Consider the following 24,988-nt stretch of genomic DNA (forward strand, 5'->3'; position numbering starts at 1 on the left):
TTGAGAGACAGATGTTCCACCATGTTTTTAGACATGACAGGCTGCCACTGAGCGACCAAATCGTCTTGTTGAACGAGTGCGCGATAAAACAACACGAACGGGACCAGCGCTAACAACCATAATGGGCGCATGAAATGAAACTGGGTGATATCGCCACCAAACCATGTATTGAAATCAGTCATTGGTTAGCTCCTCTCTGCGGCGAATAACGTGCTTTATTTCTTTTTGATGACGCCTTTGACGACGCAGATTTGCACCAAACACGATTAAGGCGGCGAGTAGGTTGCTCACCAAACACACGCCAAACGCATAGTGGTGCAAGCTGTGTTTAGGACGGTGAGATAAAAGTTCGAACTCTTGCTGTTCTAGTTCGTCGATCGTTGCGTAAGCTTGTTCGAGTTGCTTTCGATCCATGGCATGAAACATCTGCCCGCCAGTAGCTGCTGATACCTTCTCTAATGTTGGAAGATCCATCTTGTAGCGACCTTTGGTAGTCGGGTCACCAATTGCAATAGTGTAAATCTTCACACCATATTTGGCGGCGATTTCGGCGGCTTTGACAGGAGGCATTTTCGAGCTTGTGTCATCACCATCGGTTAGCAGAATCATCACTCTTTGGCGGCTCTGTTCTTGTTCGAATACGGCAATTGATAAGCCAATTGCATCGCCAAAAGCAGTTTGAAATCCAGCATAGCCAAGCTCAACGTCTTCGAGCAGCGATTGCCACACGTCAATATCTTCAGTAAATGGCGCTTGAACATACGCAGAGTCTGCAAACAAGATTAACCCTAATCGGTCATGTTCTCGCTGGGCTGCGAACTCTCGCAACACCTGCTTTGCAATCGTTAAACGGTCGTGTTTATTGCCTTGTTTATCGGCAAAGTCCTCTTCAGACATCGAACCTGACAGATCAAGTGCGACCATAATTTCACGAGCGGATTTCTTTTGTTCAATTGGTTCGCCAACCCACATCGGTTTGGCAATCGCAACGATAAGAGCAAGATAGCTGATAATGACCAGTAGCCATTGCACTTTACGACGGTTCATCTTGACCGCGGTTTCAGAGGGCTCTTGTGAAGAGACGGCAATCAGACGATCAAAAAAGGGCACTTGAATCGCGCTTTTTGACTCTTTGTAAACGGGCAATAACCAATACACGGCAAAAGGTAAACAGAGCAGTGCAAACGCTATCGGGTATTCAAATTCAATCATGTGACACCTCGTGATGCTTTATCCAAAGTGCAACGTTCTCCATGATGGCGTTTCGTTTTTCTTCCGTTAATGTCGCTGCTGAAGAGTAGGCGAGTTGAGCAAGTACGCCTGAAAGTTCTAATGTAGAGAACTCGGTTGAAAATTGGCGATTAGTGCAATGGTCATCTAACCACTTTTCCCAATCTGTGCCGGTTAAAGGGGCGACCTCTGTACGAGGAAAGGCGTACAATGCGGTTCTTCGTAGCAGTTGTGGTAGCTTTTGAAATGATGAAATGTCACCAGATTGAGCCTCTAAAGAGAGTTGCTCGAGCTCTACCAAGGCAGCGCGTCGGTATGTGTTTGCTAAGTACTTTTGAATAACCAAATAGACACGATATAAAGCGAAGCAAAACAGCAACAAGAGCAGCCAGTACCAGCCTGGTGCATTCGGTAACCACGAGATACTTTCTGGCAAAGAAGGCTCAGACAAAGAGGCCATCAATGGATTCACGTTCTCTGGCTGTAAAGGCTCAAGCCCAGTGTTAGTCGTCATAGTCTGCATTCTCAGTTATTTAACTCGCGCCGAGTGCTTTTCTAAGCTGAACATCGGTGGGATCGACGGTGTTGAAAGGCAATACAGGGATTCGATATTTCTTCGCCACTGCCGTGAAATTATCTATGGCTTGAACCACGTCTTTGGCAAATGCATCGCGTAACTGTGCTTCTTGGCCTGATACGGATAATTGCAATTGCCCGTCGCTGAGTACCATCTTATTAAGCGTGGCTAAATCATGTTCCAGTGGGTCGGTAACATGACACAACACCACATCGTTGTGCTGACACAGCACCTTGATTTGTTCTTCGCTACGCTCGTTATAGCCGTAGCCATCGGTAATCAAGATCACTAACCCATCATGCTTAACCAACCTTTGCGCCTGATGAAACAATTTGGCGAACGAATTGGATTGGGTGTCTTGAGCCTTTCCCGCTTTGAGCTGCTGATTCTTGCTCGTAATCTCATTGAGTATTTTGAGTACGTGATTTGCGCTGCGTTGCGGTGAAATAGGCAGAGCAGTGCTGTCGTTATAAATAATGGCGCCCACACGATCGGTACTGTCTATGACTTTCCAAGCAATCAAAGCTGCGATTTCTGCAGCAACCACAGATTTCATTCGACCTGTGCTGCCAAAGAACATGCTGGTGCGCTGATCGACCATGACATAAACGTTACGCTCGCGTTCTTCAGAGAATATTTTGACGTGTGGCTTGCCCGTTCTATTCGTCACTTTCCAATCCATGGTGCGAATATCGTCACCAATCTGGTAGTGACGCATCTCTTCAAAGTTCAATCCACGTCCACGTAGCTTCGAAACGTGGCGACCCGTTAACGCACTGTTGATTGGCTGATTCGGTAGAAAGTCAAAGCCATGCGCCTTGTATTTCAACAATCGCAATGCCTTTAGATTGGTATAGATATCGGGATCAATTGTTGGTTTCGTCTCCATGGTGACCTCTCGCGTTACGCTACTGCAACTTGAGACAAAATCTCATCTATGACTCTGTCTGAACTGACGCCTTCAGCCAGTGCATCGTAAGACAGAATCAGACGGTGACGCAGCACCCCATGAACCACTTTACGAACATCATCAGGGTCGACAAAGTCCTTACCGTTTAACCATGCCATCGCTCGTGAACACTTGTCTAACGCGATGGTTGCACGTGGGCTTGAACCAACACCAATCCATTGTGAAAGGGGAGATTCTGGGTACAACTCGGGTTGTCTGGTAGCCACCACAATCGCAACAATGTATTTAAGAACCGCGTCGCTACAATGTACGTCGCGTAGCTGATCACGAGCATCAAAAATACATTGAGGATCAATGGGGGCGGGCTTCTCAGTGCTTGGTTTTTCCTCACTGCGAACCATCTTAATGATCTGCTCTTCGGCATCCGCATCTGGATAATCGAGATTTATTTTCATGATAAATCTGTCCATTTGCGCTTCTGGCAGTGGGTATGTCCCTTCTTGTTCCACCGGGTTTTGTGTTGCTAAAACCATGAATAGATCAGGCAGTTTGTAAGTCTTGCCAGCTACAGTGATTTGTCGCTCTTCCATTGCTTCTAACAAAGCAGCTTGTACCTTTGCTGGGGAGCGGTTGATCTCATCGGCCAGCAATAGATTGTTGAAAACTGGGCCCGGTTGGAAGGTAAGCGTCGGTTTGCCATCTACGTCTTGATATACCTCTGTGCCCGTTACGTCAGAAGGCAGAAGATCCGGCGTAAATTGAACACGACCAAGGTCAACTTGTAGGGCAGAAGCCAATGATTTGATAGAACGAGTCTTTGCTGTTCCGGGTAATCCTTCAAGCAGAACATTACCATTTGTAAGTAGTGCAACCAGTAATGTGTCGACCATATGTTGCTGGCCGATGACCGAGGATTCCATCTGCTGCTTTAGTTGGTTTATAGAGTCTAACGTTGGGTTCATTTGCTTACCTATTGACTAATTAATCAAGTGAGATTCAGGTCACCAGATGGCGAAAAGATAAATATTGTTAGTTAAAGCAACTATTTAAATCACCTTTACTAAGGGTAGTCGAAAATAATTTCGACATACGCGATCAACATATCTTTGTTAAAGACTCACCTTGGAAATACTGAATTGCATGGTCTATAAATAGGCTACTGTATTGTTTGTATTTTAATCAAGAATAAAGGTTGATAAGTAACATTACTTCGCTGCATATCTCTTATACGGCGATGTCATTTGTGAATTTATGCTGCCTTGATAACATTGTTCACAAGTTGAGCGGTTAACAAACTAACTGTTCGAACAAAAACAAATGGACTATGTATTGATTTAGCGTTATCGATTTTATTAGAGGTCAACAATGAAAAAATTAGCATTAGTAGTTTTAGGTTTAAGCGCAGTTTCTCTTTCTTCTTACGCAGCCGAAGAAGTTTCAACTCTGACAGAGTTCTTCAATGCCGATGGTGAAGTGACTACCGTCGACAATTACGCGGTGTACGAAACGTCACGCCAATATTTGAAAAACCAGGAGCTTGTTGGCGTTAATAAATTCCTACACAAACGCGAACTCACGCCAACCGATAAACAGCCTGTGGTTCGAATGAACCGAGACACTTACTACTCAATGGCTGTGATTAACGTTTCACAAGGCGCGACGATTACGCTACCTGAGATTCCTGAAGGCAAATACATGTCGATGGAGGTGATTACAGAAGACCACCGCATTCAGCCAATGCAATACGGTTCTGGTACGTTTGATCTTTCTACTCACAGTGGCGACCACGTGTATGTCATCGTTCGTACTGATGCGACGTTCACCAAAGATGAAGTTCATAAAATCCAAGATCAGATGAGCATTGATGCAAAAGCAGACGGCGAATTCATGGCAATGCAAGTGGATGAGAAATCATTCGATCAGGTAGAGAAAAACCTTAAGATGGAAATGCCAAAACTACTAAAACGCGATGGTGCTCAGGCGACGTTTGGTATGTTTACCAGCCCTGAAGATGCTTCAAAAGAGATGTTTACCAAAGAGAAGTACGCAGTGGGTGCGGCTATCGGTTGGGGTGGCGCGCAGTTAGATGACAATATTTATGAAGTCTCTGGCAACTTCCCGGCAGACACTTGTCATCAGGCAACCTTTGATGACCCTAAAAACCAAGCGTTTTGGTCGGTAACTGTCTACAACAAGCAAGGTTTCATGTTTGGTGAAGTGGCGAACGTAAGCTCAAACACGGCTGAGAAAAATGCAGATGGCACTTACACAGTAAGCTTTGGTTGTGGTGATGATGCAGTCAACAACATCAAAACAGAGAACGACTCTGGTGTGTTTAACTTAGCTTTCCGTCATTACATTCCAAGCCAAAAAGTACGTGATGGATTCCGAGTACTTCCTTACGTTAAAGCAGTGAACTAATGTTGCGATAGTCGTACAACAATTGATAGATACGCGCTATTACCTATGGTAGTAGCGCGTTTTTTTATGGGTTCTATTTTGTTTCTTGCTTTCTTAGGTGTAGAAACAGAAAGACCGAGTCAAAAAATGGTCTAACTTTGGTTATACGCAGCGTGCCTCAGTTCAAATAAATCAATTAAACCTTCTTCCATCGATACTTTCAGTTGCCCCACGCATTTGTTCGAATTTAAACCCGCTGACACCTTATGTGACAACGCTTCCAGTTATCTTTGATGCCTCTAAAGGGAACAAATACCACATACCAGCGTTATAAAAACCGATAGCCGTAGAGTGTTATGAGTCCTATTTGAGGTGTATAGTTATAGGTAATTCATTGGGTTATCGAATATTTAAGTTATCAAAAGATGTGTATGTCATGAAGAAAAACGGATTTACTTTAATTGAACTGATCGTGGTGATTATCATACTCGGAGTGTTGGCTGTAACTGCGGCTCCAAGATTTCTCGGTATTCAAGAATCAGCGAGAGAAGCGGTACTTGAAGGTGTTGCGGGTGCGATGGAAGGCGTAATCACTCAGGTAACTTCTAAAGCGATTATTGTTGGATTAGATCCGGCTGCTAGCAACCCAAGTGATCAGAGCAACTATGTTATCGATTTTGGTATCGGCAGTGTTGAAGTTGACTGGGGAACTCTTTGCCCGGAAAGCCGAGGGGAATCAGGGGATAAATTGAACATGCTCGATTTCCTTACCTTGTCAGACGATGACAGCTTAACCTCTGATTTTGCTAATAGGTATACAGTGGTTGGTTATGAATACCCGTTTACCACCGGAGATCTTGGCGGCGCGATAATAGACGATCTTCCATCTGGTTGTTATGTTCTCTATGACTCTTTTGGTGGTAGAACAAGTGGAGATACATGCCCAGCTGATGGTTGTGTATGTACAGTTGAAGTAGTTAACGACGAGTGTTAAACCGAACACATAAACTGATTTATAGACATTTAATAAAAAAGCGCGTTATTACCAAGTGGCAATAACGCGCTTTTTTGTATTAGCTTATTTGTCTATCTTAGCTTGCTATTGCAACATCTGCTGGTGGCAAGTCACGCTTCTTAATTACGTGTCGCAAGCGAAGCAACATCAACGCAGCTGATACGCTTAATCCCGTTAGAATGCCAATCCAAAAGCCTTCTTCACCCATTGCTGGAACAATGTGGTCTGTTAAGCCCAACACCATCCCGAGTGGTAGTGCCAAGCCCCAGTAAGAAGCGATAGCTAAGATCATTGGGATCTTAGTATCTTTATAGCCACGTAATGCACCGTTAGCAGACGTTTGCAATGCATCACTGAATTGGTACATTGCTGTAAAGGTCAACAATACTGCTGCAGTTGCGCTTATCGCAGGATCGGTAGTGTAAAGCCTGATGATCCACTCAGGGAACAAAAGGAACATCGCTACTGAAAGCAATGAAATTAACGCTGCAACCAAGATACCGACTTTGCTGCGCTCAATCGCGCCAAGTTCGTCTTTCTCACCTAATGCATGTCCAACACGAATCGTAATGCCAAACGATATACTCATTGGAATAACGTAAGTCAGGCTCGAGATGTTAAGTGCAATTTGAGCTGCTGCTACGTTCTCAGCACCAATACGACCAATCATCAGTGCGATTACCGCGAAGATGCTGCCACACACTGCAATGTTCATCCCGATAGGTAAACCTAATCTTAGAAGGTGAAGCATCTCTTTTGCTTTTGGCTTCGCATCTGAAAAGTTGATGATGGTTTTGTAATGGTGATGACCTTTAATGTAGGAATATAGCATTCCCGACATTAACCAGTACACCAAGCTTGTCGCCCAACCACAACCTACAGCGCCCATTTCAGGGAAGCCGAACTTACCGTAGATAAGCACGTAGTTGACCGGAATATTTACCAATAAACCAACCACAGAAATGATCATTGGTACTTTAGTGTTGTTCATACCTTCACAGAAACCATTCAAGGTGTAGAACAGGGCAATACCCGGCACACCAAAGGCGAGGGCAAACGCATAATCACTGCCGATAGGGATAATCTCGGCGGCTACACCAATCCATTCTAAGATCGGTTTAGCACTCACTAAGTAAGCGATAAGCAGCACGCTAGCAATTAATGCGAGCCAAACCATCTGGAAGAATTCAACAGAGATACTTTGAAAGTCACGTGCGCCTCGGTGGTATGCGACAACAGGCGTTAACGCCATAATCACGCCACGCAGTAGCAGCAACACAGGAATCCAAAGGCTAGTGCCGAGAGCAATAGCGGCAAGATCCGCAGGGCTTACTTGGCCAGCCATTGTCGTATCGACAAATCCCATCGCTTGGGTAGCTATTTGAGTCAAAATGATTGGAACCGAAAGATGCATAAGTGCTCCCGATTCACGAGTAAAAGGACGAAGTTTCGTTAGCATGGAAGTTCACAACACCAATATAAATACACGAATGATGGCAGGATGGCCGGTGTGTATTTTAGGATGTGCCCCGTTGGGCGGGCGACAATATAAACACCTTACCGTATAGGGTCAAGCATTGGATTTATAGAGTTTCACTAGCTTTGAGGTAGGGATAGGTTCTAATGGTTAAAATACTAGTTTAATGTGTGTAAATATCTGATTTTAATATAAATAAAACTAGATGATAAATTTCGACATTTGCCTGTCAATTTTTCAAATGGGCATTACAAATTACGCTTATATCTATTATCTAGAATTTATTCTTTAACTGTCTGATAATAGGGCGATATATTTCTATTAAAGGTATAGATATGGAATCGAAAGTTGAGTTGTTGGCATTACTCACTCAAGAATATTGTGATTATTGTGAAATACCAGTGAGTGAAGTCCAGAAAAAGCGTGAAAAGAAGTCGTTTATTAATGGTCTTATGACGGCATCGAGAGTCATCGGGGTTAGCTTTGATGAGCTAAACGAGATTGTTGGCGCTAATACTGAGTCAAAATTTGACAGTCTAGACGACAAGCTCGCTATCCCAACTTACATACGAAATAAAATTGAGCTTGAGAGATAGCCAGCAGATCGGCGACGCGCATAGTTAATTTGAACACTATGTACCATATTCTGTTTGATTGGGTATAGAGAGATTTCTACTGCCACAACGCCAGCAGAAAAACAAAAAGACCAATCCCAAGCGTGACCTTTAAAAGTAAGCCAAGAGGGGCTCCACCTTTTGGTGCTTTGTTACAACATCCCATAATTGATTCCTAATTCAGTGTTGGTTTAGATCAACCTTAAACCTTTCCCTTACGGTAAGGTCAATGCTTAATTAGCCAAATAATCTGGAATCAAAAAAACAAAAAAGCGAACCAAGTGGTTCGCTTTTGTTTATCTAAAATCTACAAAAACTAGTCTTCGTAGTTATCGATGCTTGGGCAAGAACAGATTAGGTTACGGTCGCCGTATACGTTGTCTACACGGTTAACTGTAGGCCAGTACTTCGAGTTCTTGGTTGCTTTCGATGGGAAGCAAGCCAGCTCACGAGAGTAAGGGCGATCCCATTCTGCGCCTGAAAGGTCAACTTGTGTGTGCGGTGCGTTCACTAGAGGGTTGTTGTCTAGTGGCCATTCACCCGCTTTCACTGCTGCCATTTCGTGACGGATTGCGATCATCGCTTCACAGAAACGGTCTAGCTCTTCTAAATCTTCAGACTCAGTTGGCTCAACCATTAGTGTGCCAGCTACTGGGAAAGACATCGTAGGCGCGTGGAAACCGAAGTCCATTAGACGCTTAGCAATATCTTCTTCGCTGATGCCTGTGTCTTCTTTAAGCGGGCGAATATCGATAATACATTCGTGCGCTACGCGGCCGTTAGTGCCACGGTAAAGAACAGGGTAGTGAGGACGTAGTTTCTCCATCACGTAGTTCGCGTTCAGAATCGCTACTTTCGTTGCGTCTGTTAGGCCAGGTTCGCCCATCATCGCGATGTAAGCCCAAGAGATAGGTAGGATTGAAGCACTACCTAGATCTGCAGCTGATACAGCGTAGTCAGAACCTTGTACACCGTTTTCGATGTGACCTGGTAGGAAAGGTGCTAGGTGCGATTTAACGCCGATAGGACCCATACCCGGACCGCCACCACCGTGTGGGATACAGAATGTTTTGTGTAGGTTCAAGTGAGATACGTCTGAACCGATGAAGCCAGGTGAAGTTAGGCCTACTTGAGCGTTCATGTTCGCGCCGTCTAGGTAAACCTGACCGCCCGCTGCGTGAACTTGTTCACACACTTCTTTCACTTGCTCTTCGTATACGCCGTGCGTAGAAGGGTAAGTGATCATGATGCTTGATAGGTTTTCTTTGTGCTTCTCGATTTTCGCTGCTAGGTCTGTCATGTCGATGTTGCCATCTTCATCACACTTAACAACCACTACCTTCATAGAAACCATTGATGCTGTTGCAGGGTTAGTACCGTGCGCAGAGCTTGGGATCAGACAAACGTTACGGTGAGCTTCACCGCGGCTTGCGTGGTAACGTTGAATAGCGATTAGACCAGCGTATTCGCCAGATGCACCAGAGTTAGGCTGTAGTGAGAAATCGTCGTAACCAGTGATTTCGCATAGCTTCTCTTTAAGATCTTTTGCTAATGCTGTGTAACCCGCCGCTTGCTCTAGAGGTGCGAATGGGTGAATAGAACCAAACTCAGGCCATGTTACTGGAATCATCTCGGCAGCAGCGTTCAGCTTCATTGTACAGCTGCCCAGTGGGATCATGCCGTGCGTGAGTGAGAAGTCTTTGTTCTCAAGCTGTTTTAGGTAACGCATCATTTGCGTTTCGCTGTGGTGCGTGTTGAATACTGGGTGAGTTAGGAACTCTGATTCACGACGGCAGTTTTCTGGAATTGCTGCAAACTCGTTTGATGCAATGTCAGAAGATAGCGCTTGAACGTCTTCTTTCACGTCGAAGATTGCGAATAGGGCATTCACGTCGTCGACTGTGGTTGTTTCATCTAAGCTGATACCGATTTTACCAACAAGTCGACGAAGGTTGATGTCTGCTGCTTGCGCTTTTGCGTACAGTGCATCTGTCTTGTCTTCTGTGTTCAGCGTGATGGTATCAAAGAAGCTGTTGTTCGTTAGCTCGTAACCAGCTTTAGTTAGGCCAGCCGCTAGGATAGCTGTCATGTGGTGTGTACGACGAGCAATAGTACGAAGGCCTTCTGCACCGTGGTAAACCGCGTAGAAAGACGCCATGTTTGCTAGAAGTGCTTGAGCTGTACAGATGTTTGATGTCGCTTTCTCGCGGCGGATGTGTTGCTCACGAGTTTGCATTGCCATACGTAGCGCTTGGTTACCGTGAGTATCGATAGATACACCGATTACACGACCTGGCATTGTACGCTTATGCTTTTCACGAGTACCCATGAATGCAGCGTGTGGACCGCCGTAACCCATAGGAACACCGAAACGTTGCGCTGAACCGATTACTACGTCTGCGCCCATTTCGCCAGCTGGCTTAAGTAGAGCAGAAGCAAGTAGGTCAGTTGCAACCGTTACAAGAGTCTTGTTTGCTTGAGCTTTCGCAATGATGTCTGTTAGGTCGCGAACTTCACCTGTTGTACCAGGGTATTGAACCAACGCACCAAATACGTCTTGCTCTGGAAGTGTTTCAAGAGCACCAACCATTACTTCAAAACCGATGTACTCGGCACGAGTTTTAACAACTTCTAGTGTTTGAGGGTGAACATCGTCAGCAACGAAGAATACTTTGCTCTTGCTTTTGCCTGCACGCTTACACAGTGTCATTGCTTCGCCAGCCGCTGTCGCTTCATCAAGAAGAGACGCGTTCGCGATTTCCATACCAGTTAAGTCCATTACCATTTGTTGGTAATTCAGTAGAGCTTCAAGACGGCCTTGAGAAATCTCTGGTTGGTATGGTGTGTAAGCTGTGTACCAGCCTGGATTCTCTAAAACGTTACGTAGAATAACGTTTGGAGTGAATGTGTTGTAGTAGCCTTGGCCAATGAAAGTACGTTTCACTTGGTTTAGGTTAGCGATCTCTTTAAGAGAGGTCAGCATGTCCATTTCGCTCAGTGGCGCAGCAAGTGTCATTGGTTTTTCAAGACGGATTTGTGCAGGAACCGTTTCGTCGATCAGTGCTTCTAAGCTAGTCGCGTTGATCGCTTCAAGCATTTTTTGCTGGTCTGCTTTATTAGGGCCGTTATGACGAGCAACAAACTCGTTTTGCGTACCCAAGTCTTTCAGTAATTGGCTTTGAAGTAATTCAGTCATGATATGTTCTACTTTCTCTCTGGAGCCGTGAGCTAGCCCCTAAAATTAAGCTGCTCAAAAGAGCAGCTTTATCGTAATGAGGTTACCTATTAGTCTTCTTCGATAGAGCTTAGGTATTCTTCCGCATCTTTAAGGTTGTTTAGTTCAGACGCATCAGACATCTTCACTTTAACAATCCAACCACCTTCATAAGGTTCTTCGTTGATTAGCTCTGGGCTATCTTCTAATTCTTCGTTGATTTCTACGATTTCGCCAGAGATTGGTGCGTAGATATCAGAAGCAGCTTTCACTGATTCAACTAGAGAGAAGCTTTCACCAGCTTCAATTTCGTCGTCAGTGTCAGGCAGGTCAACAAACACAACGTCACCTAGCATCTCTTGAGCGTGCTCAGAAATACCGATAGTCACAGTACCGTCACCGTTGTCTTTTACCCACTCGTGGCTGTCTGCAAACTTTAGTGTATTGTCCATTGCTTATTCTCCAAAAATTTATGAGGTTTTAATTTAAATCTTAAAAACGGTTTAACGGTAAAGAGGGAAGCGTTTGCAAAGCTCTTTAACTTGCTTGCGAACACGTTGCTCAACTTCAGCGTTGCCTTCAGGGCTTTCAACTAAGCCGTCAAGAACATCGCCGATCCATTCACCGATAAGTTTGAATTCTTCAGTGCCAAAACCACGACTGGTTCCAGCTGGCGTACCTAAACGAATGCCAGAAGTAATCATAGGCTTCTCTGAGTCGAATGGTATGCCATTTTTGTTACATGTGATCCCTGCACGCTCTAATGCTTCTTCAGTTACGTTACCTTTCAAGCCCTTAGGACGAAGGTCAACCAGCATTAGGTGCGTGTCTGTTCCGCCAGTCACAATGTCACAACCGCGAGTTTGCAACACTTCAGCAAGAACTTTTGCGTTGTCGATCACTGAATCAATATAAGTATTAAATTCTGGGCCAAGTGCTTCGCCAAACGCCACTGCTTTAGCCGCGATAACGTGCATTAATGGGCCACCTTGAAGGCCAGGGAACACTGCAGAGTTGATCTTTTTGTTGATGTCTTCGTGGTTAGTAAGAATCATGCCGCCGCGTGGGCCACGAAGTGTTTTGTGCGTTGTTGTAGTCACAACGTGTGCGTGTGGTAGTGGGCTAGGGTGAGCACCTGTCGCGATAAGACCCGCGATGTGTGCCATATCGACCATTAGGATAGCGCCAACTTCGTCAGCGATTTCGCGGAACTTAGCGAAATCAATAACGCGTGGGATAGCACTACCACCAGCAATAATCATTTTAGGTTGGCTTTCGATTGCTAAAGCGCGAACCGCTTCGTAATCGATTTCAAGTGTGTCGCGGTCTACGCCATATTGAACTGCGTTGAACCACTTACCAGACATTGCAGGGCGCGCACCGTGTGTAAGGTGACCACCAGCGTCTAAAGACATACCTAGGATAGTGTCGCCAGGCTGAAGTAGGGCAAGTTTAACTGCGCCGTTCGCTTGAGCACCTGAGTGAGGCTGTACGTTTACGTATTCGCATTTGAACAGCTGTTTTGCGCGTTCAATCGCGATAGCTTCAACTGTATCTACGTGCTCACAACCACCGTAGTAGCGACGGCCTGGGTAGCCTTCTGCGTATTTGTTGGTTAGGCAAGTGCCTTGAGCTTGCATTACTGCTTTAGAAACGATGTTCTCAGAAGCAATAAGTTCGATTTGTTCGTTTTGACGAGTGTTTTCTGCTTGGATTCCAGCAAATACTGCGTCGTCAGTCGCAGATAGGTTCGTAGAGAAAAAACTGTCTAAGCTATGGTTTTGGTAAGCGTTCATTGTCGAGACCTTTCATTAAGCTAATGGTGATTGTTTTTATAGTCCATTAGGTCTTACGTTGATTTCTGCATCGGTATCGTTTGCGCTATATAGGTATAGATAAACGTGAATTGCGTTATAAATATACTCTTACAGCGTCTAAGCGATCGTTGTAGGGTCAATGCAGCACGAATTGTTTCCCAAAAAGTTCGGGTAAAAAACAGCTCTTACAAATGTTAAATCTATCATTTGCTGCAAGCTGAAGTAGCATCTCTTCATCTAACAAGTCGATAACATAGCTCCGATAAAATCAATTTTCAACAAAAATTTCCAATAGGAAACAACTTTTCTTGTTTTGCTACGGGGAGCACGCTTTATTTCTCTGTGTGCTCTTTAATCAACAAAGCGCTTCATGCAACAATGAAATTAATAGACAGGAAGCAAGAAATTAATGAGGGACCTATGTCAGAAGACATTTATGATGAGTACCCATCTTTAACGTTGGCGAAGGAAACGTTAGACCAGAATATCGAACCACTTAGGCTTGGCCAGCGTATTAAAGATATCCGCGGCAAGCTTGGGATTACGCTAGAAGAAGCAAGCCAAAGAACAGGCTTGGCGCGTTCTACGCTCAGCAAAATCGAGAACGAACAGATCTCACCAACGTTTCAAGCAATGCAAAAATTGGCGATGGGTTTGCAAATAGATATGCCGCAACTCTTTGAGCCACCAAGGAAAAAAGTGGCAACAGGACGTCGCGACTTAACCAAGGCAGGCCAAGGTAAACCACACCCAACACCGACTTATGAACATGAGCTGCTTGCGACTGAGCTTTCTAATAAGAAGATGATGCCGTTTAAGAGCCGCGTGAGAGCACGTACTTTTGAAGAGTATAATGATTGGGTGCGTCATGACGGTGAAGAGTTCTTAATGATCATCTCTGGCGATGTGATGTTCTACTCAGAATTCTACGAACCTGTGCCAATGAGCGAAGGCGATAGCATGTATTACGATGCCAATATGGGCCACATGCTGATTTCGACCAGTACAGAAGATGCACTCATTTTGTGGGTGACTGCAAAATAAGTTAACAAACTTAGAATTTCTTATAGTGAATGCAAACGTTTGCTTTTGTTTCGAACGTTAGCCAACAGACGCGATATTGATGTGAAAATCATCAATATCGCGTTTTTGTATGTATCTATAAATTGTATTTAAATTGTTAAATGTCACATTTTGAGCTGTTTTAATCTTGTTAAGGGTGTAAAACTTACTCAGGCTTGTTTATTATAGTGAACACGGTTTACTCATGTTGATTGAAGTTTACTGAAGTGAATTCTTAGAAAGTGAGTTGTATGGGATTTGTACAGCTATTCAGATATATAAAGCTAACAATATAAGCCTATATAAAAGACATCACTTTTTACTATCTACTGTTTCTAACGTTAATCCGTATCGTTAGAGGCGACTCTAAATAGAGATATAAGCGGCAGACTCGATTTTGGACAGCCTGCAACGCTTCATGGAGAATAAAATGACTCAAGAACACGCTAATCAAGACCTACTAAAAACACCACTGCATGCACTTCACGTTGAAGAAGGCGCTAAGATGGTTCCTTTCGCTGGCTACGATATGCCAGTTCAGTACCCACTAGGTGTAAAGAAAGAGCACTTGCACACTCGTGACGCTGCCGGTCTTTTTGATGTTTCTCACATGGGGCAACTTCGTCTACATGGTGCGAACGCAGCTGCTGTCTTAGAATCTTTGGTTCCTGTAGATATTATCGACCTTCCTTCTGGTAAACAGCGTTACGCGTTCTTTACTAATGAGCAGGGCGGCATCATGGATGACCTTATGGTTGCAAACCTAGGCGATCACCTATTTGTTGTTGTGAACGCGGCTTGTAAAACACAAGATATCGACCACCTTACTGCGCACCTTCCAGCTGACGTAGAGATGGAAGTGATTGATGACCGCGCTCTATTGGCACTTCAAGGCCCTAAAGCGTCTGAAGTTCTTGCTCGTTTCCAACCAAGCGTTGCAGACATGCTGTTCATGGATGTTCAAAAAGTCGATATCGATGGCGTTGAATGCATCGTGAGCCGCAGTGGCTACACGGGTGAAGATGGCTACGAGATCTCAGTACCGAACGATCACGCTGAAGCACTAGCGCGTAAGCTGACTTCAGAAGCTGAAGTTGAGTGGATTGGCCTTGGTGCTCGTGACTCACTTCGTCTTGAGTGTGGTCTATGTCTGTACGGTCACGATCTAGATACAACAACAACACCAGTCGAAGCTAGCCTCCTATGGGGCATTCAAAAAGTGCGTCGTACTGACGGTGAACGTGCAGGCGGTTTCCCTGGCGCTGATATCATCCTTGAGCAAATCGCGACTAAAGACGTTCAACGCAAGCGTGTTGGTCTTGTTGGTCAGACTAAAGCTCCAGTACGTGAAGGCGCTGAGCTGTTCGATGCTGAAGACAACAAGGTTGGCGTTGTAACAAGCGGTACTGCGGGTCCTAACGCGGGCAAGCCTGTTTCTATGGCTTACGTTCGTACTGACCTAGCGGTTATTGGCACTGAAGTGTTCGCTGAAGTTCGTGGCAAGAAGCTACCAATGACAGTAGAAAAAATGCCATTCGTACCTCAACGTTACTACCGTGGCTAATCTCTTTTAAGAGAAACCACTAAGCTAAATGAAAGCCTATTGTTTGCTTCTCTTTACTGGGAAGCCTAACGGTAGGCTTTTTTGTTTTTGTGAGCGCATTAGGTTTAGCGTTACCCACTAACAACGGTTACTTAAAATTCGTTTATAAAATGAGATATGTGGCGATATCGTTACAAATACTTACTATAATCACGGTTGTGACGTGTTATGGTGACGATTCATCATTTTTGTCAATAAGTAGTAGGGGTTACAAGGAGTTAACTATGAACGTAAACCATACAATGAGTCCGGTTCGTAAAGCCGTTTTAGGGCTTTTAGCGCCATTGATTTACACATCAAGTGTTATGGCAACGGAAAACACGGACGAAAGTACTCCTGATGTGGGTGTAACACCTTATATTGTGAATGGTAGCGACGCTTCAGTGACGGAATTTCCTTCGATGGCAAGCTTGTTCATTGATCGTATTGATTATGACGGTGTTTATTCTACAGGCCCTTACTGTGGTGCGACTATCTTAGATAATTACCATGTATTGACAGCGGCGCACTGTATTTACGGTGATGAAGAAGGTCAGTTGTTTACTGTTGTCGTCCCTCAACTACAAGACACTTCGTTGTTTCCAAATGGTGGTGTTCAGAAAGTACGAGTATCTGACGTTTACTATCGCAGTGACTATTCAGACCTTGAAGCAAATCTTTTACCGAATGATATTGCTATCTTGAAGTTAGAGTCATCTCTTGGCTTGAGTACATCTGCTGAAACTCAAATCCCTATTTTTGACACTTATCGGGGTATCAATAATAGCTTTGTCGCAGTAGGTCACGGCAATACAAAGTCAGGCGAGGACAGCACCAATCTGTTACAAAGAGTAGACCTTACATACGTTGATACGATAAATTGCAAGGCTGTATTTGGTTCTTTAGTCACTGAAAAGCAAATTTGCTTCAATGGTAATGGACCGGATAATGGCCTCTATGGTGGTACATGCCAAGGTGATTCAGGCGGACCGGTCTTTTGGGAAAATGGTTCAACTTACGAGCAGGTTGGCATCACAAGCTTTGGGCCGACTACTTGTGGTGCGGGTATCGGCGTAACATCTGTATTTACCGAGATATATGATTATAAAGATTGGATTACGGATGTAACTAACGGGGTAATCGATAGCACGGAAACAGTCCAGTTTTCTGCAACAGAGGCAAAACGAGTTGCCTATGCTGGTCGAAGCTCATCTAGCTCAGGAGGCAGTGTGTCGTTTGGCTTGCTAGGTGCGTTGATGTTACTAGGTGGGTTTAGAGGAGCGATGTCTCGTTAGATACCCACGTCTTCATGTTAGTTAAACAAACGGCCAGTCATTGTTGAATGACTGGCCGTTTTTGCTTTGTTCTGTTTGTTAAGCCGTTGAAAGGTTAAAGCTACTCGTTGATACTAATTGGTTACACACTCAGTACAGTAGACGCTTTTCTACTGTATCTTTCGACAATCACATCCATCTCTTTGACTGCGTCGTTAATGCTTTGAATACCGCCTTGTGCGACACCTTTTTCATTTTGGTTCAGAGCAGAAAAGGCCTGCTTCAATTCTTTCTCTTCCAACATACTTACGTGCAAAAGCACTTCTTTGTAAGTCAGTAGCCTATGCTGCACTGCAATAATTTCTGAACGGGTATTGTCCGTTTCTAATGCGTGCTTAATGCAAGGAAATGCCAATTTATAACGATTCGCAATTTCCAATATGACGTCTTTCTTATTCGCAATTTGCAATTTTTCTAATTTCCCAACACTTGAATACTCAAGTTACCTAGCCTGTACGTTCACAACTGATATCAGTGTGAAGGTTTATGAAACGTAACGGTTTTTATCAAGCGAATAATATGCCTTTGATAGCTTATGTAAACCATCACAAGTCAATATGGTCTGCTTCTTGCTGAATTTAGGACATAACTGTCTTTTGAGGATGAGCTTATGTCACAAGAACCCATAATATTGGCGCTGATTGAGCGTAGGAAACAATCCAACTTGTCTCAAGAAAAGTTAGCCTCGAGTGCAGGAATGAGTTTAAAAACCTATCAACGGATTGAACGCGGCGAAGCGGACATCAAGATGTCTCAGTATCGTTCAATCACCAGAACATTAAAAGTGACGGATTTGGATGTGGTACTTGATATTGTTGGTGCATCACAAGCGACAGCGGAAGATGTAGCGGCGGTCAGTCGTCTGCTGACCAGCGAAGAGCGCCTGTTGTTGATCAAGCTGATTTTGTCGGTCAAAAAGAAGCAGTAGTCTTTCTTTCAAATAAACAGTGTAATGGATCTATTCGTTAGTTAAACTGACAGATATTTCTAGGGTGATGTGTCCTCTGAGCGCATGAAGCCATCAGCTCACTCTTCCACGCAGCTGTTTGGTGGTGCTTCTCTGTTTCTTGCTTTCTAAACGTCTTTTCTGAGAGCCACGTGTTGGCTTAGTCGCTCGTCTCACTTTTTGAACTTTTGTTGCTTCCAAGATAAGTTCTTTCAAACGCACTAAAGCGTCATCTCGGTTTTGTTCCTGCGTTCTATATTGCTGTGCCTTAATGATAATCACGCCATCTTTAGTGATGCGGCTATCTTTGTGTGCGAGAAGCTTTTCTTTATAGAAGTCAGGTAGAGTGGAGTGCTTGATATCAAAACGTAAATGTATCGCGCTCGATACTTTATTGACGTTCTGACCGCCGGCTCCTTGTGCTCTGATCGCTGTTAACTGGAGTTCCCAGTCTTGAATCGATACAGAGTTAGATATTTGTAACATAAACATCCATTTTGAACGGTAATATGGCGCCATGATACTGAATATTGGTTATGGTATCAGTAACTTTATTAAAGAGTGGTAGTAGTGATGAAAATAGATTTAACGGCATATGAAGGATTAATCTTTAATATGGACGGTACGTTGATCGATACAATGCCTGCACATGTAAAGGCGTGGCAGCAAACGGCTGAAGAGTTCGGCTTTCATTTTGAAGCGTCTTGGCTGCATAGCTTGGGTGGCATGCCGAGTTATAAGATAGCCGGTGAGGTGAACAGCAAATACGGTTTATCGCTCGACCCACAAGCGGTCTCTACGTTTAAGATGGCGTCGTTTGCGGCTATTGAAGACAAAGGAGACGTTATCCCTTGTACTCACTCTCTGTTGTTAGAGCATCTGGGTAATAAGAAGATTGCAGTCGGAACGGGCAGTCAACGTAAAAGTGCCGAACAGTTACTGAATAAGACAGATATCTTGAGTAAGCTCGATATCCTAGTGACAGCAACTGACGTTAAGAATCACAAACCAAATCCGGATACTTTCTTGGATGCGTGTTTTGGTATGGGTTTGCAGCCAAAGCAATGTGTTGTGTTTGAAGATACGAACCTAGGTAAGCAGGCTGCTCATGCTGCGAACATGGATTGTATTCTGGTGGTAGAAGGGAACAAACTAGAGTTTTATCCAGCACCAAGCTGATTGAAAGGATTGGGTTGCTAAACCGCCAAACTGATAGCCTAGCGGAACAAGATTGATTTTCTGTTAGGCGATTTCGCTCATTTCGCTGTCTAGGAACAGGCACACACTATTTCGGCCTGCTGCTTTGGCTTCATAGAGTGCTAGATCGGCGCACTTGTAGTTAAGAGCAGGGTCGTTAGTCAGGTTGGTGATTCCGCCACTGACCGTCACCACGTTGTCGAGCTCAATACTGACTGCGATTCTCAATCTGTTAAGCACATATTCGGCTTCTTCAGTTGTGGTATGAGGCAGAATAACGCCAAATTCTTCACCACCAATACGAGCCACAAAATCAGTTTCTCGACATTCACGTTGTAGCACCTGAGCAACGGTTTGAATGACGCGATCACCATAATCGTGACCAAATCTGTCGTTGATGCGTTTGAAGTGGTCTATGTCCAAAATTGCTAAACAAGACTGTTCGCGAGTAGGGTAACGATTCACACGAGAGCACTCATCTCTCAGCTCAAGATCGAACTTACGACGGTTCCAACACCCAGCCAGGGCATCTTTTTCGCTCAGGTTTCTCAGTTTGTTTTCTAGCTCTTTGTGTTTACTGATATCCACGAATGAAGCGACATAAAACTGAATCACGTCTTTCGAATCTTTGATGGTTTGGATTCGTAGTATTTCCGTGATCAAAGACCCGTCTTTACGACGATTAACCACTTCGCCTTCCCACATGCCTTTCTCTTTGATGATGCTCCACATCTTGATGTAGAACTCTTCGTTGTAGCGACCAGAAGCAAACATGGACGGTTGGCGGCCTTTTACGTCTTCTAACTCGTAGCCACTAACACGGGTGAACTCTTGGTTTACCTTGATGATTCGGTTGTTTCTGTCGGTAATCACCAAGGCAGACATACCATTCATCGCAGCCTTAGCAAGTTGGCTCTCGATACTGTTCTTCTTGTGGTTGCTGTTCCACAATACGAAGCCAGCGGAGATCATCGAAATCAAGAAAGATAAGGTGATGATCTGAACGACAATCGCTTGTTTTTCTTGTCGGTATTGACTGCTGAAATGCTGATTTTCAATGTGAAGAACCATGTAAATAGGGCCTGCAAACTGCTTTATCTTTGGGCTGATGTCAGAGTGGAAATACCAGTTCTTACCATCGAAATAGCTAGACGAAGAGTTGGATTGAATGTCTTTCCAAAGCGCCGGATATAGCTTTGCGTATGTCTTGTCTGAACGTGACTCTAAAACATGTCCAAATGATTCAGCCGGGTCGGGCCCCATGATGACATGGCCAGTTTTATTTAGAATGACCGGGACTGCGGCTGAGTCTCCTATTTGGTAATGAAGACGCTTGTAAATCTCAAGCATGTTTAGATTTGCAATGAAGTAACCAATAATTCGATTCCCTTCAGCGACTGGCGTCATAATGCGAAGCGCCGGCGTTAATGGGTGGATGATTTCTCCATTTTCCATTTCTAAGTCAATGCCTCTAGAGCTGACATCGCCAATCTCTAACTTCTGTAGCATCTTGTAGTAATCTCGAGAGGATTTGTTTTGCAGTTCGTTCTCTGGGACGACAGTTGCTTTACCGTCTTTGTAGTTAACGCGGAACACTTCGTTTCCAGCTAGATCGAGATAACGAAGCTGAGAATAGTATTTTTGGCCACGAGCTAACATCACCCAAAGATCTTGCAGGGTTTCTTTATGGATAATAGAAGGTTCTTGAATCGCTCGGAGTAGTGTTTGAGAGTCGGCGATTGAAGGAACAGAGTTAGAGATTTGCTCAACAATAACAGCGAGTTCGTGAAAGCTGTATTCGATCTGGTTCTGGCTGGACTGTTTGATATTTAGCGTGTGCTGAGCTTCAACCCTGTCAAATTCAGAGTTTATGTAGAGGGCAGGGACTAGTCCTAGGGCAAAGATGGTACATAGAAATTGGCTGACTAGTTTTTTTATACTTGTATTCATCACTGTCCTCAAAGAATCAGCGCAATACTATATATTTTATAAGGTTTTTAATGTGATCTTTACCCAGAAGTTAAAACAAGATTCGCATATAACTACGATTTTAGTGCAACTTTTTGCACTTGGGCTTGATTGTTGAGCAATCACTTCGTTAGGACATGATTGCTCAATATAGAACACCGGTCTGAAAATTGAGCCAAATTAATCGCGATTAATTGCCATTTATCTAATTAAGAGCATCTAGCTTAGGCCGACGATATTTCCATTACTATCAATATCTAACGACATGAACGCCGGTTTGTCAGGCAAGCCTGGCATGGTCATCACATTGCCGCACAACGCGTAAATAAAGCCAGCACCAGCACACAGTTTTAGTTCTCTAACGGGCACGTCAAATTGGGTGGGTGCACCTTTTACGTGTGCTTCTGTCGAGATCGATAGTGGTGTTTTTGCCAAACAAACCGATAGGTCGCTAAAGCCATGCAGTTTGAATTCAGCCAGTTGTTTTTTAGCCAGTGGAGATAGCGAAATACTTGCCGCGCCATAGCCAACTTCAGCGACTGCCATCAGTTTTTCTTCTAGGCTTTGCTCTGAGTGATACAAAGGCGTAAATTCACTCTGTTTTTGGCAAGCTTTTACCACGGCGTGAGCCAGTTGAGTCGCCCCTTCGCCACCTTGACCAAATGCTTCGCTTACTTCAACGCTAACGCTTGGATCGAAGTCGGTGATCATCTGTTTCAAAACATCGAGCTCTTGAGTTGAGTCTTGTGGGAATCGGTTAATCGCAACAACTGTAGGCACTTGGTATTGCTTAACGTTGTTGATGTGCCATTTAAGGTTCTCAAAGCCTGCAACAAGCGCGTCTTGGTCATCATTAAAGATTGAATCAGGTAATGGAGTCCCCGGTCTTAAATCGTATAAACCAGAGTTGGCCTTTAATCCACGTAATGTAGCAACAACCACAGCGCAATCGGGCTTTTTGTTCGACGCTTTCGCTTTTATGTTGCACGCTTTCTCAAAGCCCATGTCTGAGCCAAAACCACCTTCGGTCACGACAAAGTCACTCAGTTTTAACGCTATCTTATCGGCAATAATTGAAGAGTTACCATGTGCAATGTTCGCGAAAGGCCCGGCGTGAATTAGGGTCGGAACGCCTTCAAGGGTTTGCATCAATGTTGGTTCAATAGAATCCTTCATTGTTACGGTCATTGCGCCTGCAACGTTGAAATCATCTGCGGTTAACGGCAAGCCTTGTTTGTTGTAAGCAAGTACCACTCGTCCGATGCGCTTTCTCAAATCTTGAAGGTCATTGGCTAGAGCAAGGATAGCCATCAGCTCTGAAGCGGCTGAGATATCAAATCCATCTTCTCGCTCAAAGCCGTTAATTGTTTTGTCTGCTTCGTTCTTGCCAACTGTAATCATGCGTAATGCGCGATCATTGTGGTCAAGTACACGTCGCCAAACGATTCTGCTTGGGTCTATATCCAGTGCTTTTAAGCCTGAGCGTGCTTCAAAGGCTTCTAACCCTTCACGCTGTTCATGATACAAACGTGCATCAATGGCGGCAGAGGCGAGGTTGTGAGCGGCCGTAACAGCATGAATATCGCCCGTGAGATGCAGGTTTAATTGTTCCATAGGGGCAACTTGAGAGTAACCACCACCCGCAGCACCGCCTTTTACGCCAAATACCGGACCCATTGAAGGCTGGCGAATGCAGGCCATGGCCGATTGGTTAATCTTTGCGAGGCCTTGTGCTAATCCGATAGTAGTGACGGTTTTGCCTTCACCAAGAGGTGTCGGTGTGATCGCCGTGACTACGACTAATTTACCATCTTGTTGGTTGGCGAGGCGTTCAAGTGATGTTAGAGACACTTTAGATTTGAATTGCCCTAATGGCTGATGTTCGTTGTGGTGCAGGCCAGCTTGCTTGGCAACCTCACTGATGTTTTTAAGGGGAGTAGAGCGACAAATATCAATATCAGACAGCATATTTGATCCTTATATCAGAACCGAAAGGTGGTACGTAACCGTTTGCGTGGCGATAGTACTGTATAAATTTGCCAAGTAAAGGCAAACCACACGAATTATGTGCTGGAAGATAACAGATCTAAAGAGTCATTGCGCGAGATCAAGTCTTAAACGAGCAAAATATTCGATCTGATTACCTTGAGCTGCCGTTATATTGGCGTTGTATACAAAAAGGGCTGCATATAGCAGCCCTTCAAGGAATGGGTAATCTCACTTGGCGTTAACCTTTAAGAGGTAACTGCCTATTATGGTCGACTAACGATCCCAGTATGTTTCTTCTAAGCTATCTTCGCGTTCAGGTAGTGCACGAGAAAGGCGAGGAGAGTGCTGAGTCAACACTTCGTAGCTTACACGGTTTGCGTACTTACAAATTTGAGACAGTGAAGAGTAAGTTAGACAAGTATGTTCGTGTTTCTCTGAGTTTGGTACATTCACGTGGTGGTAGCTGTTTGCTGCCATGTCGTGAAGTAGTGCTGAAAGTGCACCATCGCCAGCGCCATTGGTATTCTTAATCTCAAGTGGGCCACCTAGGTAAGGTCCAATGTGAGAGTACACTTTTACTGGGTCTTTACAGTCTTGCTTACGCATCGCACGGCTGAATTCGTATTTATTGAACTCAGGGATGTTACCCGGTAATAATGGCAGTGTGGTTTCGCGTTTCGCTGGTTCGTCAGTGTAACCTGCCATGTATAGACCAATAGGGCCAGCAGTACATAGAACTAGGTCAACCCACTCAAGTGCCTTGTTAGCAGCCAATAGAGGATCTTTTTCACCCGTTAGCGCTTCACCTTCATCTTCGTTCATCGCGACGATGGTTACGTTTTCTTTCAGGTATTCTTGCCACCATTCAGCGTTGCCTTCGATCACATACTTAGTACCAAGTGTTAGTACAACAGGCACATTGTGCGCTTTCGCGTATTCAATCGCTTTTTGTACCGCTTTTGGCATCGGATCTTCAGGTTTGCCACGCATTAGGTATGACGACACAACCAATGCAGACGCTTTCTCGAACACTTTTTCAGGAATGCTTTCTGGAAGAAGTTGGTTCATGTGGCCTTCGTTGATTGCAAACGTACGTTCGCCATCTTCAGAAATCAGCGTGTAACAACGACCAATTGGACCATCAACAGTTTGAAGGTGGTTTAGATTCATACGAGAAGAAGTGCGGCAAAGGTAACGATAACCAAATGAGCCAACTTCAATCTTCTTAGACATCACGCCAAGCAGGACAGATTTGCTGTCTGCAAGTACGGAATAGTTGTGTAGTGTGTTGCCGATAGTATCGCCAGGGTATTGATGCGTGATCAAACCGCGCTCAACTAACTCTTCATACAGCGCATCTGCTTTACTTTCTTCCAATACCAGTGAGTGACCTTTACTCAGCTCGTATTTTTCTAGGAACTCGTTGTCAACACGGGCTTCGATGTCAACAATCGTTTGACCTATACCGACCACTGTTGCGCGGTGTAGTTTAGGTGTTTGTTGAATTTGGTTGACCAACGGATCACGTGCGTGAGTTGGAAAGTAGTGCTTAGATTTACGCTGTCCAGGAAACTTCATATGAAAAATACAGTGAAAAAATTTTGCCGCATGATATCACATTTTGTTTCTGTTTCTTTCATTTTTATTACATTTTGA

Annotated in this window: 21 protein-coding genes and 1 pseudogene; 8 read left to right on the plus strand and 14 right to left on the minus strand. The window is 44.4% G+C overall.

Annotation, left to right across the window (positions count from 1 at the left end):
- From IQQ51_RS26615 to IQQ51_RS03390, 5 genes and pseudogenes are all read right to left on the minus strand, one after another.
- Positions 1 to 182: pseudogene (locus IQQ51_RS26615) on the minus strand (transporter); the annotation flags it as partial.
- Complete coding sequence (locus IQQ51_RS03375; protein WP_193840371.1) at positions 175 to 1,212, minus strand: vWA domain-containing protein; 1,038 nt, start codon at positions 1,210 to 1,212, stop codon at positions 175 to 177. The gene IQQ51_RS03375 and the pseudogene IQQ51_RS26615, both read right to left, overlap by 8 nt.
- Positions 1,205 to 1,744 (minus strand): DUF4381 domain-containing protein, encoded by a 540-nt coding sequence (locus IQQ51_RS03380; RefSeq protein ID WP_050620809.1) that lies wholly within the window; start codon positions 1,742 to 1,744, stop codon positions 1,205 to 1,207. Before IQQ51_RS03380 ends, IQQ51_RS03375 begins: the two co-directional genes overlap by 8 nt.
- A 19-nt stretch (positions 1,745 to 1,763) precedes the next feature.
- A complete protein-coding gene (locus IQQ51_RS03385; protein WP_193840372.1) occupies positions 1,764 to 2,696 on the minus strand; it encodes a DUF58 domain-containing protein in 933 nt (310 codons plus the stop codon).
- Positions 2,697 to 2,710: 14 nt separating this feature from the next.
- Positions 2,711 to 3,679, minus strand: a complete 969-nt coding sequence (locus tag IQQ51_RS03390) for an AAA family ATPase (RefSeq protein ID WP_193840373.1) — start codon at positions 3,677 to 3,679, stop codon at positions 2,711 to 2,713.
- A gap of 403 nt (positions 3,680 to 4,082) precedes the next feature.
- On the opposite strand from IQQ51_RS03390, the gene IQQ51_RS03395 reads away from it, so the two are divergent.
- The gene (locus IQQ51_RS03395) at positions 4,083 to 5,138 is read left to right on the plus strand and encodes a DUF1254 domain-containing protein (RefSeq protein WP_193840374.1); all 1,056 of its coding nucleotides are present in this window, start codon (positions 4,083 to 4,085) and stop codon (positions 5,136 to 5,138) included.
- A gap of 415 nt (positions 5,139 to 5,553) precedes the next feature.
- On the plus strand, positions 5,554 to 6,111 hold the full coding sequence (locus IQQ51_RS03400) for a prepilin-type N-terminal cleavage/methylation domain-containing protein (protein WP_082152297.1): 558 nt from the start codon (positions 5,554 to 5,556) through the stop codon (positions 6,109 to 6,111).
- A gap of 97 nt (positions 6,112 to 6,208) precedes the next feature.
- Here the strand turns inward: IQQ51_RS03400 and IQQ51_RS03405 are convergent, their stop codons facing one another.
- Positions 6,209 to 7,591 (minus strand): MATE family efflux transporter, encoded by a 1,383-nt coding sequence (locus IQQ51_RS03405; protein ID WP_193840375.1) that lies wholly within the window; start codon positions 7,589 to 7,591, stop codon positions 6,209 to 6,211.
- 353 nt (positions 7,592 to 7,944) lie between these two features.
- Here IQQ51_RS03405 and IQQ51_RS03410 point away from each other — a divergent pair, with 353 nt between their 5' ends.
- Positions 7,945 to 8,205: a hypothetical protein gene (locus IQQ51_RS03410; RefSeq protein ID WP_086773885.1), complete on the plus strand. Its 261-nt coding sequence runs from the start codon at positions 7,945 to 7,947 to the stop codon at positions 8,203 to 8,205.
- Positions 8,206 to 8,539: 334 nt separating this feature from the next.
- Here the strand turns inward: IQQ51_RS03410 and gcvP are convergent, their stop codons facing one another.
- The 3 genes from gcvP to IQQ51_RS03425 all read right to left on the minus strand — a co-directional run bounded on the left by gcvP (position 8,540) and on the right by IQQ51_RS03425 (position 13,233).
- Positions 8,540 to 11,419, minus strand: coding sequence for an aminomethyl-transferring glycine dehydrogenase (gcvP, locus tag IQQ51_RS03415; protein WP_048608445.1), 2,880 nt, complete (start codon positions 11,417 to 11,419; stop codon positions 8,540 to 8,542).
- An 89-nt stretch (positions 11,420 to 11,508) separates the two neighbouring features.
- A complete protein-coding gene (gene gcvH, locus IQQ51_RS03420; protein ID WP_017064654.1) occupies positions 11,509 to 11,889 on the minus strand; it encodes a glycine cleavage system protein GcvH in 381 nt (126 codons plus the stop codon).
- 51 nt (positions 11,890 to 11,940) lie between these two features.
- Positions 11,941 to 13,233 carry a serine hydroxymethyltransferase gene (locus tag IQQ51_RS03425; RefSeq protein ID WP_017064653.1) on the minus strand — a complete coding sequence of 431 codons (1,293 nt, stop codon included), beginning with the start codon at positions 13,231 to 13,233 and terminating at the stop codon, positions 11,941 to 11,943.
- Positions 13,234 to 13,674: 441 nt separating this feature from the next.
- Between IQQ51_RS03425 and IQQ51_RS03430 the strand changes: the two genes are divergently transcribed.
- From IQQ51_RS03430 to IQQ51_RS03440, 3 genes are all read left to right on the plus strand, one after another.
- Entirely contained in the window at positions 13,675 to 14,298 is a 624-nt protein-coding gene (locus IQQ51_RS03430) for a helix-turn-helix domain-containing protein (RefSeq protein ID WP_017064652.1), read from the plus strand.
- Between the two features lie 448 nt (positions 14,299 to 14,746).
- Positions 14,747 to 15,880 carry a glycine cleavage system aminomethyltransferase GcvT gene (gene gcvT / locus IQQ51_RS03435; RefSeq protein WP_193840376.1) on the plus strand — a complete coding sequence of 378 codons (1,134 nt, stop codon included), beginning with the start codon at positions 14,747 to 14,749 and terminating at the stop codon, positions 15,878 to 15,880.
- 263 nt (positions 15,881 to 16,143) lie between these two features.
- The gene (locus tag IQQ51_RS03440) at positions 16,144 to 17,193 is read left to right on the plus strand and encodes a S1 family peptidase (RefSeq protein WP_193840377.1); all 1,050 of its coding nucleotides are present in this window, start codon (positions 16,144 to 16,146) and stop codon (positions 17,191 to 17,193) included.
- A 121-nt stretch (positions 17,194 to 17,314) separates the two neighbouring features.
- Here the strand turns inward: IQQ51_RS03440 and IQQ51_RS03445 are convergent, their stop codons facing one another.
- Entirely contained in the window at positions 17,315 to 17,641 is a 327-nt protein-coding gene (locus IQQ51_RS03445; protein ID WP_193840378.1) for a hypothetical protein, read from the minus strand.
- 201 nt (positions 17,642 to 17,842) lie between these two features.
- Here IQQ51_RS03445 and IQQ51_RS03450 point away from each other — a divergent pair, with 201 nt between their 5' ends.
- Positions 17,843 to 18,160, plus strand: coding sequence for a helix-turn-helix transcriptional regulator (locus IQQ51_RS03450; protein ID WP_193840379.1), 318 nt, complete (start codon positions 17,843 to 17,845; stop codon positions 18,158 to 18,160).
- Positions 18,161 to 18,253: 93 nt separating this feature from the next.
- Here the strand turns inward: IQQ51_RS03450 and arfB are convergent, their stop codons facing one another.
- On the minus strand, positions 18,254 to 18,664 hold the full coding sequence (arfB, locus tag IQQ51_RS03455) for an alternative ribosome rescue aminoacyl-tRNA hydrolase ArfB (RefSeq protein WP_017059842.1): 411 nt from the start codon (positions 18,662 to 18,664) through the stop codon (positions 18,254 to 18,256).
- Between the two features lie 87 nt (positions 18,665 to 18,751).
- Here arfB and IQQ51_RS03460 point away from each other — a divergent pair, with 87 nt between their 5' ends.
- Entirely contained in the window at positions 18,752 to 19,357 is a 606-nt protein-coding gene (locus IQQ51_RS03460) for a beta-phosphoglucomutase family hydrolase (protein WP_193840474.1), read from the plus strand.
- A 63-nt stretch (positions 19,358 to 19,420) separates the two neighbouring features.
- Here IQQ51_RS03460 and IQQ51_RS03465 read toward each other — a convergent pair whose 3' ends face one another.
- The 3 genes from IQQ51_RS03465 to IQQ51_RS03475 form a co-directional block, all read right to left on the minus strand.
- Positions 19,421 to 21,325 carry a diguanylate cyclase gene (locus IQQ51_RS03465; RefSeq protein ID WP_193840380.1) on the minus strand — a complete coding sequence of 635 codons (1,905 nt, stop codon included), beginning with the start codon at positions 21,323 to 21,325 and terminating at the stop codon, positions 19,421 to 19,423.
- A gap of 237 nt (positions 21,326 to 21,562) precedes the next feature.
- The gene (locus IQQ51_RS03470; protein ID WP_193840381.1) at positions 21,563 to 23,311 is read right to left on the minus strand and encodes a formate--tetrahydrofolate ligase; all 1,749 of its coding nucleotides are present in this window, start codon (positions 23,309 to 23,311) and stop codon (positions 21,563 to 21,565) included.
- 294 nt (positions 23,312 to 23,605) lie between these two features.
- Positions 23,606 to 24,910: an inosine/guanosine kinase gene (locus IQQ51_RS03475; protein WP_048613717.1), complete on the minus strand. Its 1,305-nt coding sequence runs from the start codon at positions 24,908 to 24,910 to the stop codon at positions 23,606 to 23,608.
- Between the last annotated feature and the right edge of the window lie 78 nt (positions 24,911 to 24,988).

The sequence above is a fragment of the Vibrio sp. OPT18 genome (assembly GCF_015163615.1).
Lineage (GTDB): Bacteria > Pseudomonadota > Gammaproteobacteria > Enterobacterales > Vibrionaceae > Vibrio > Vibrio coralliirubri.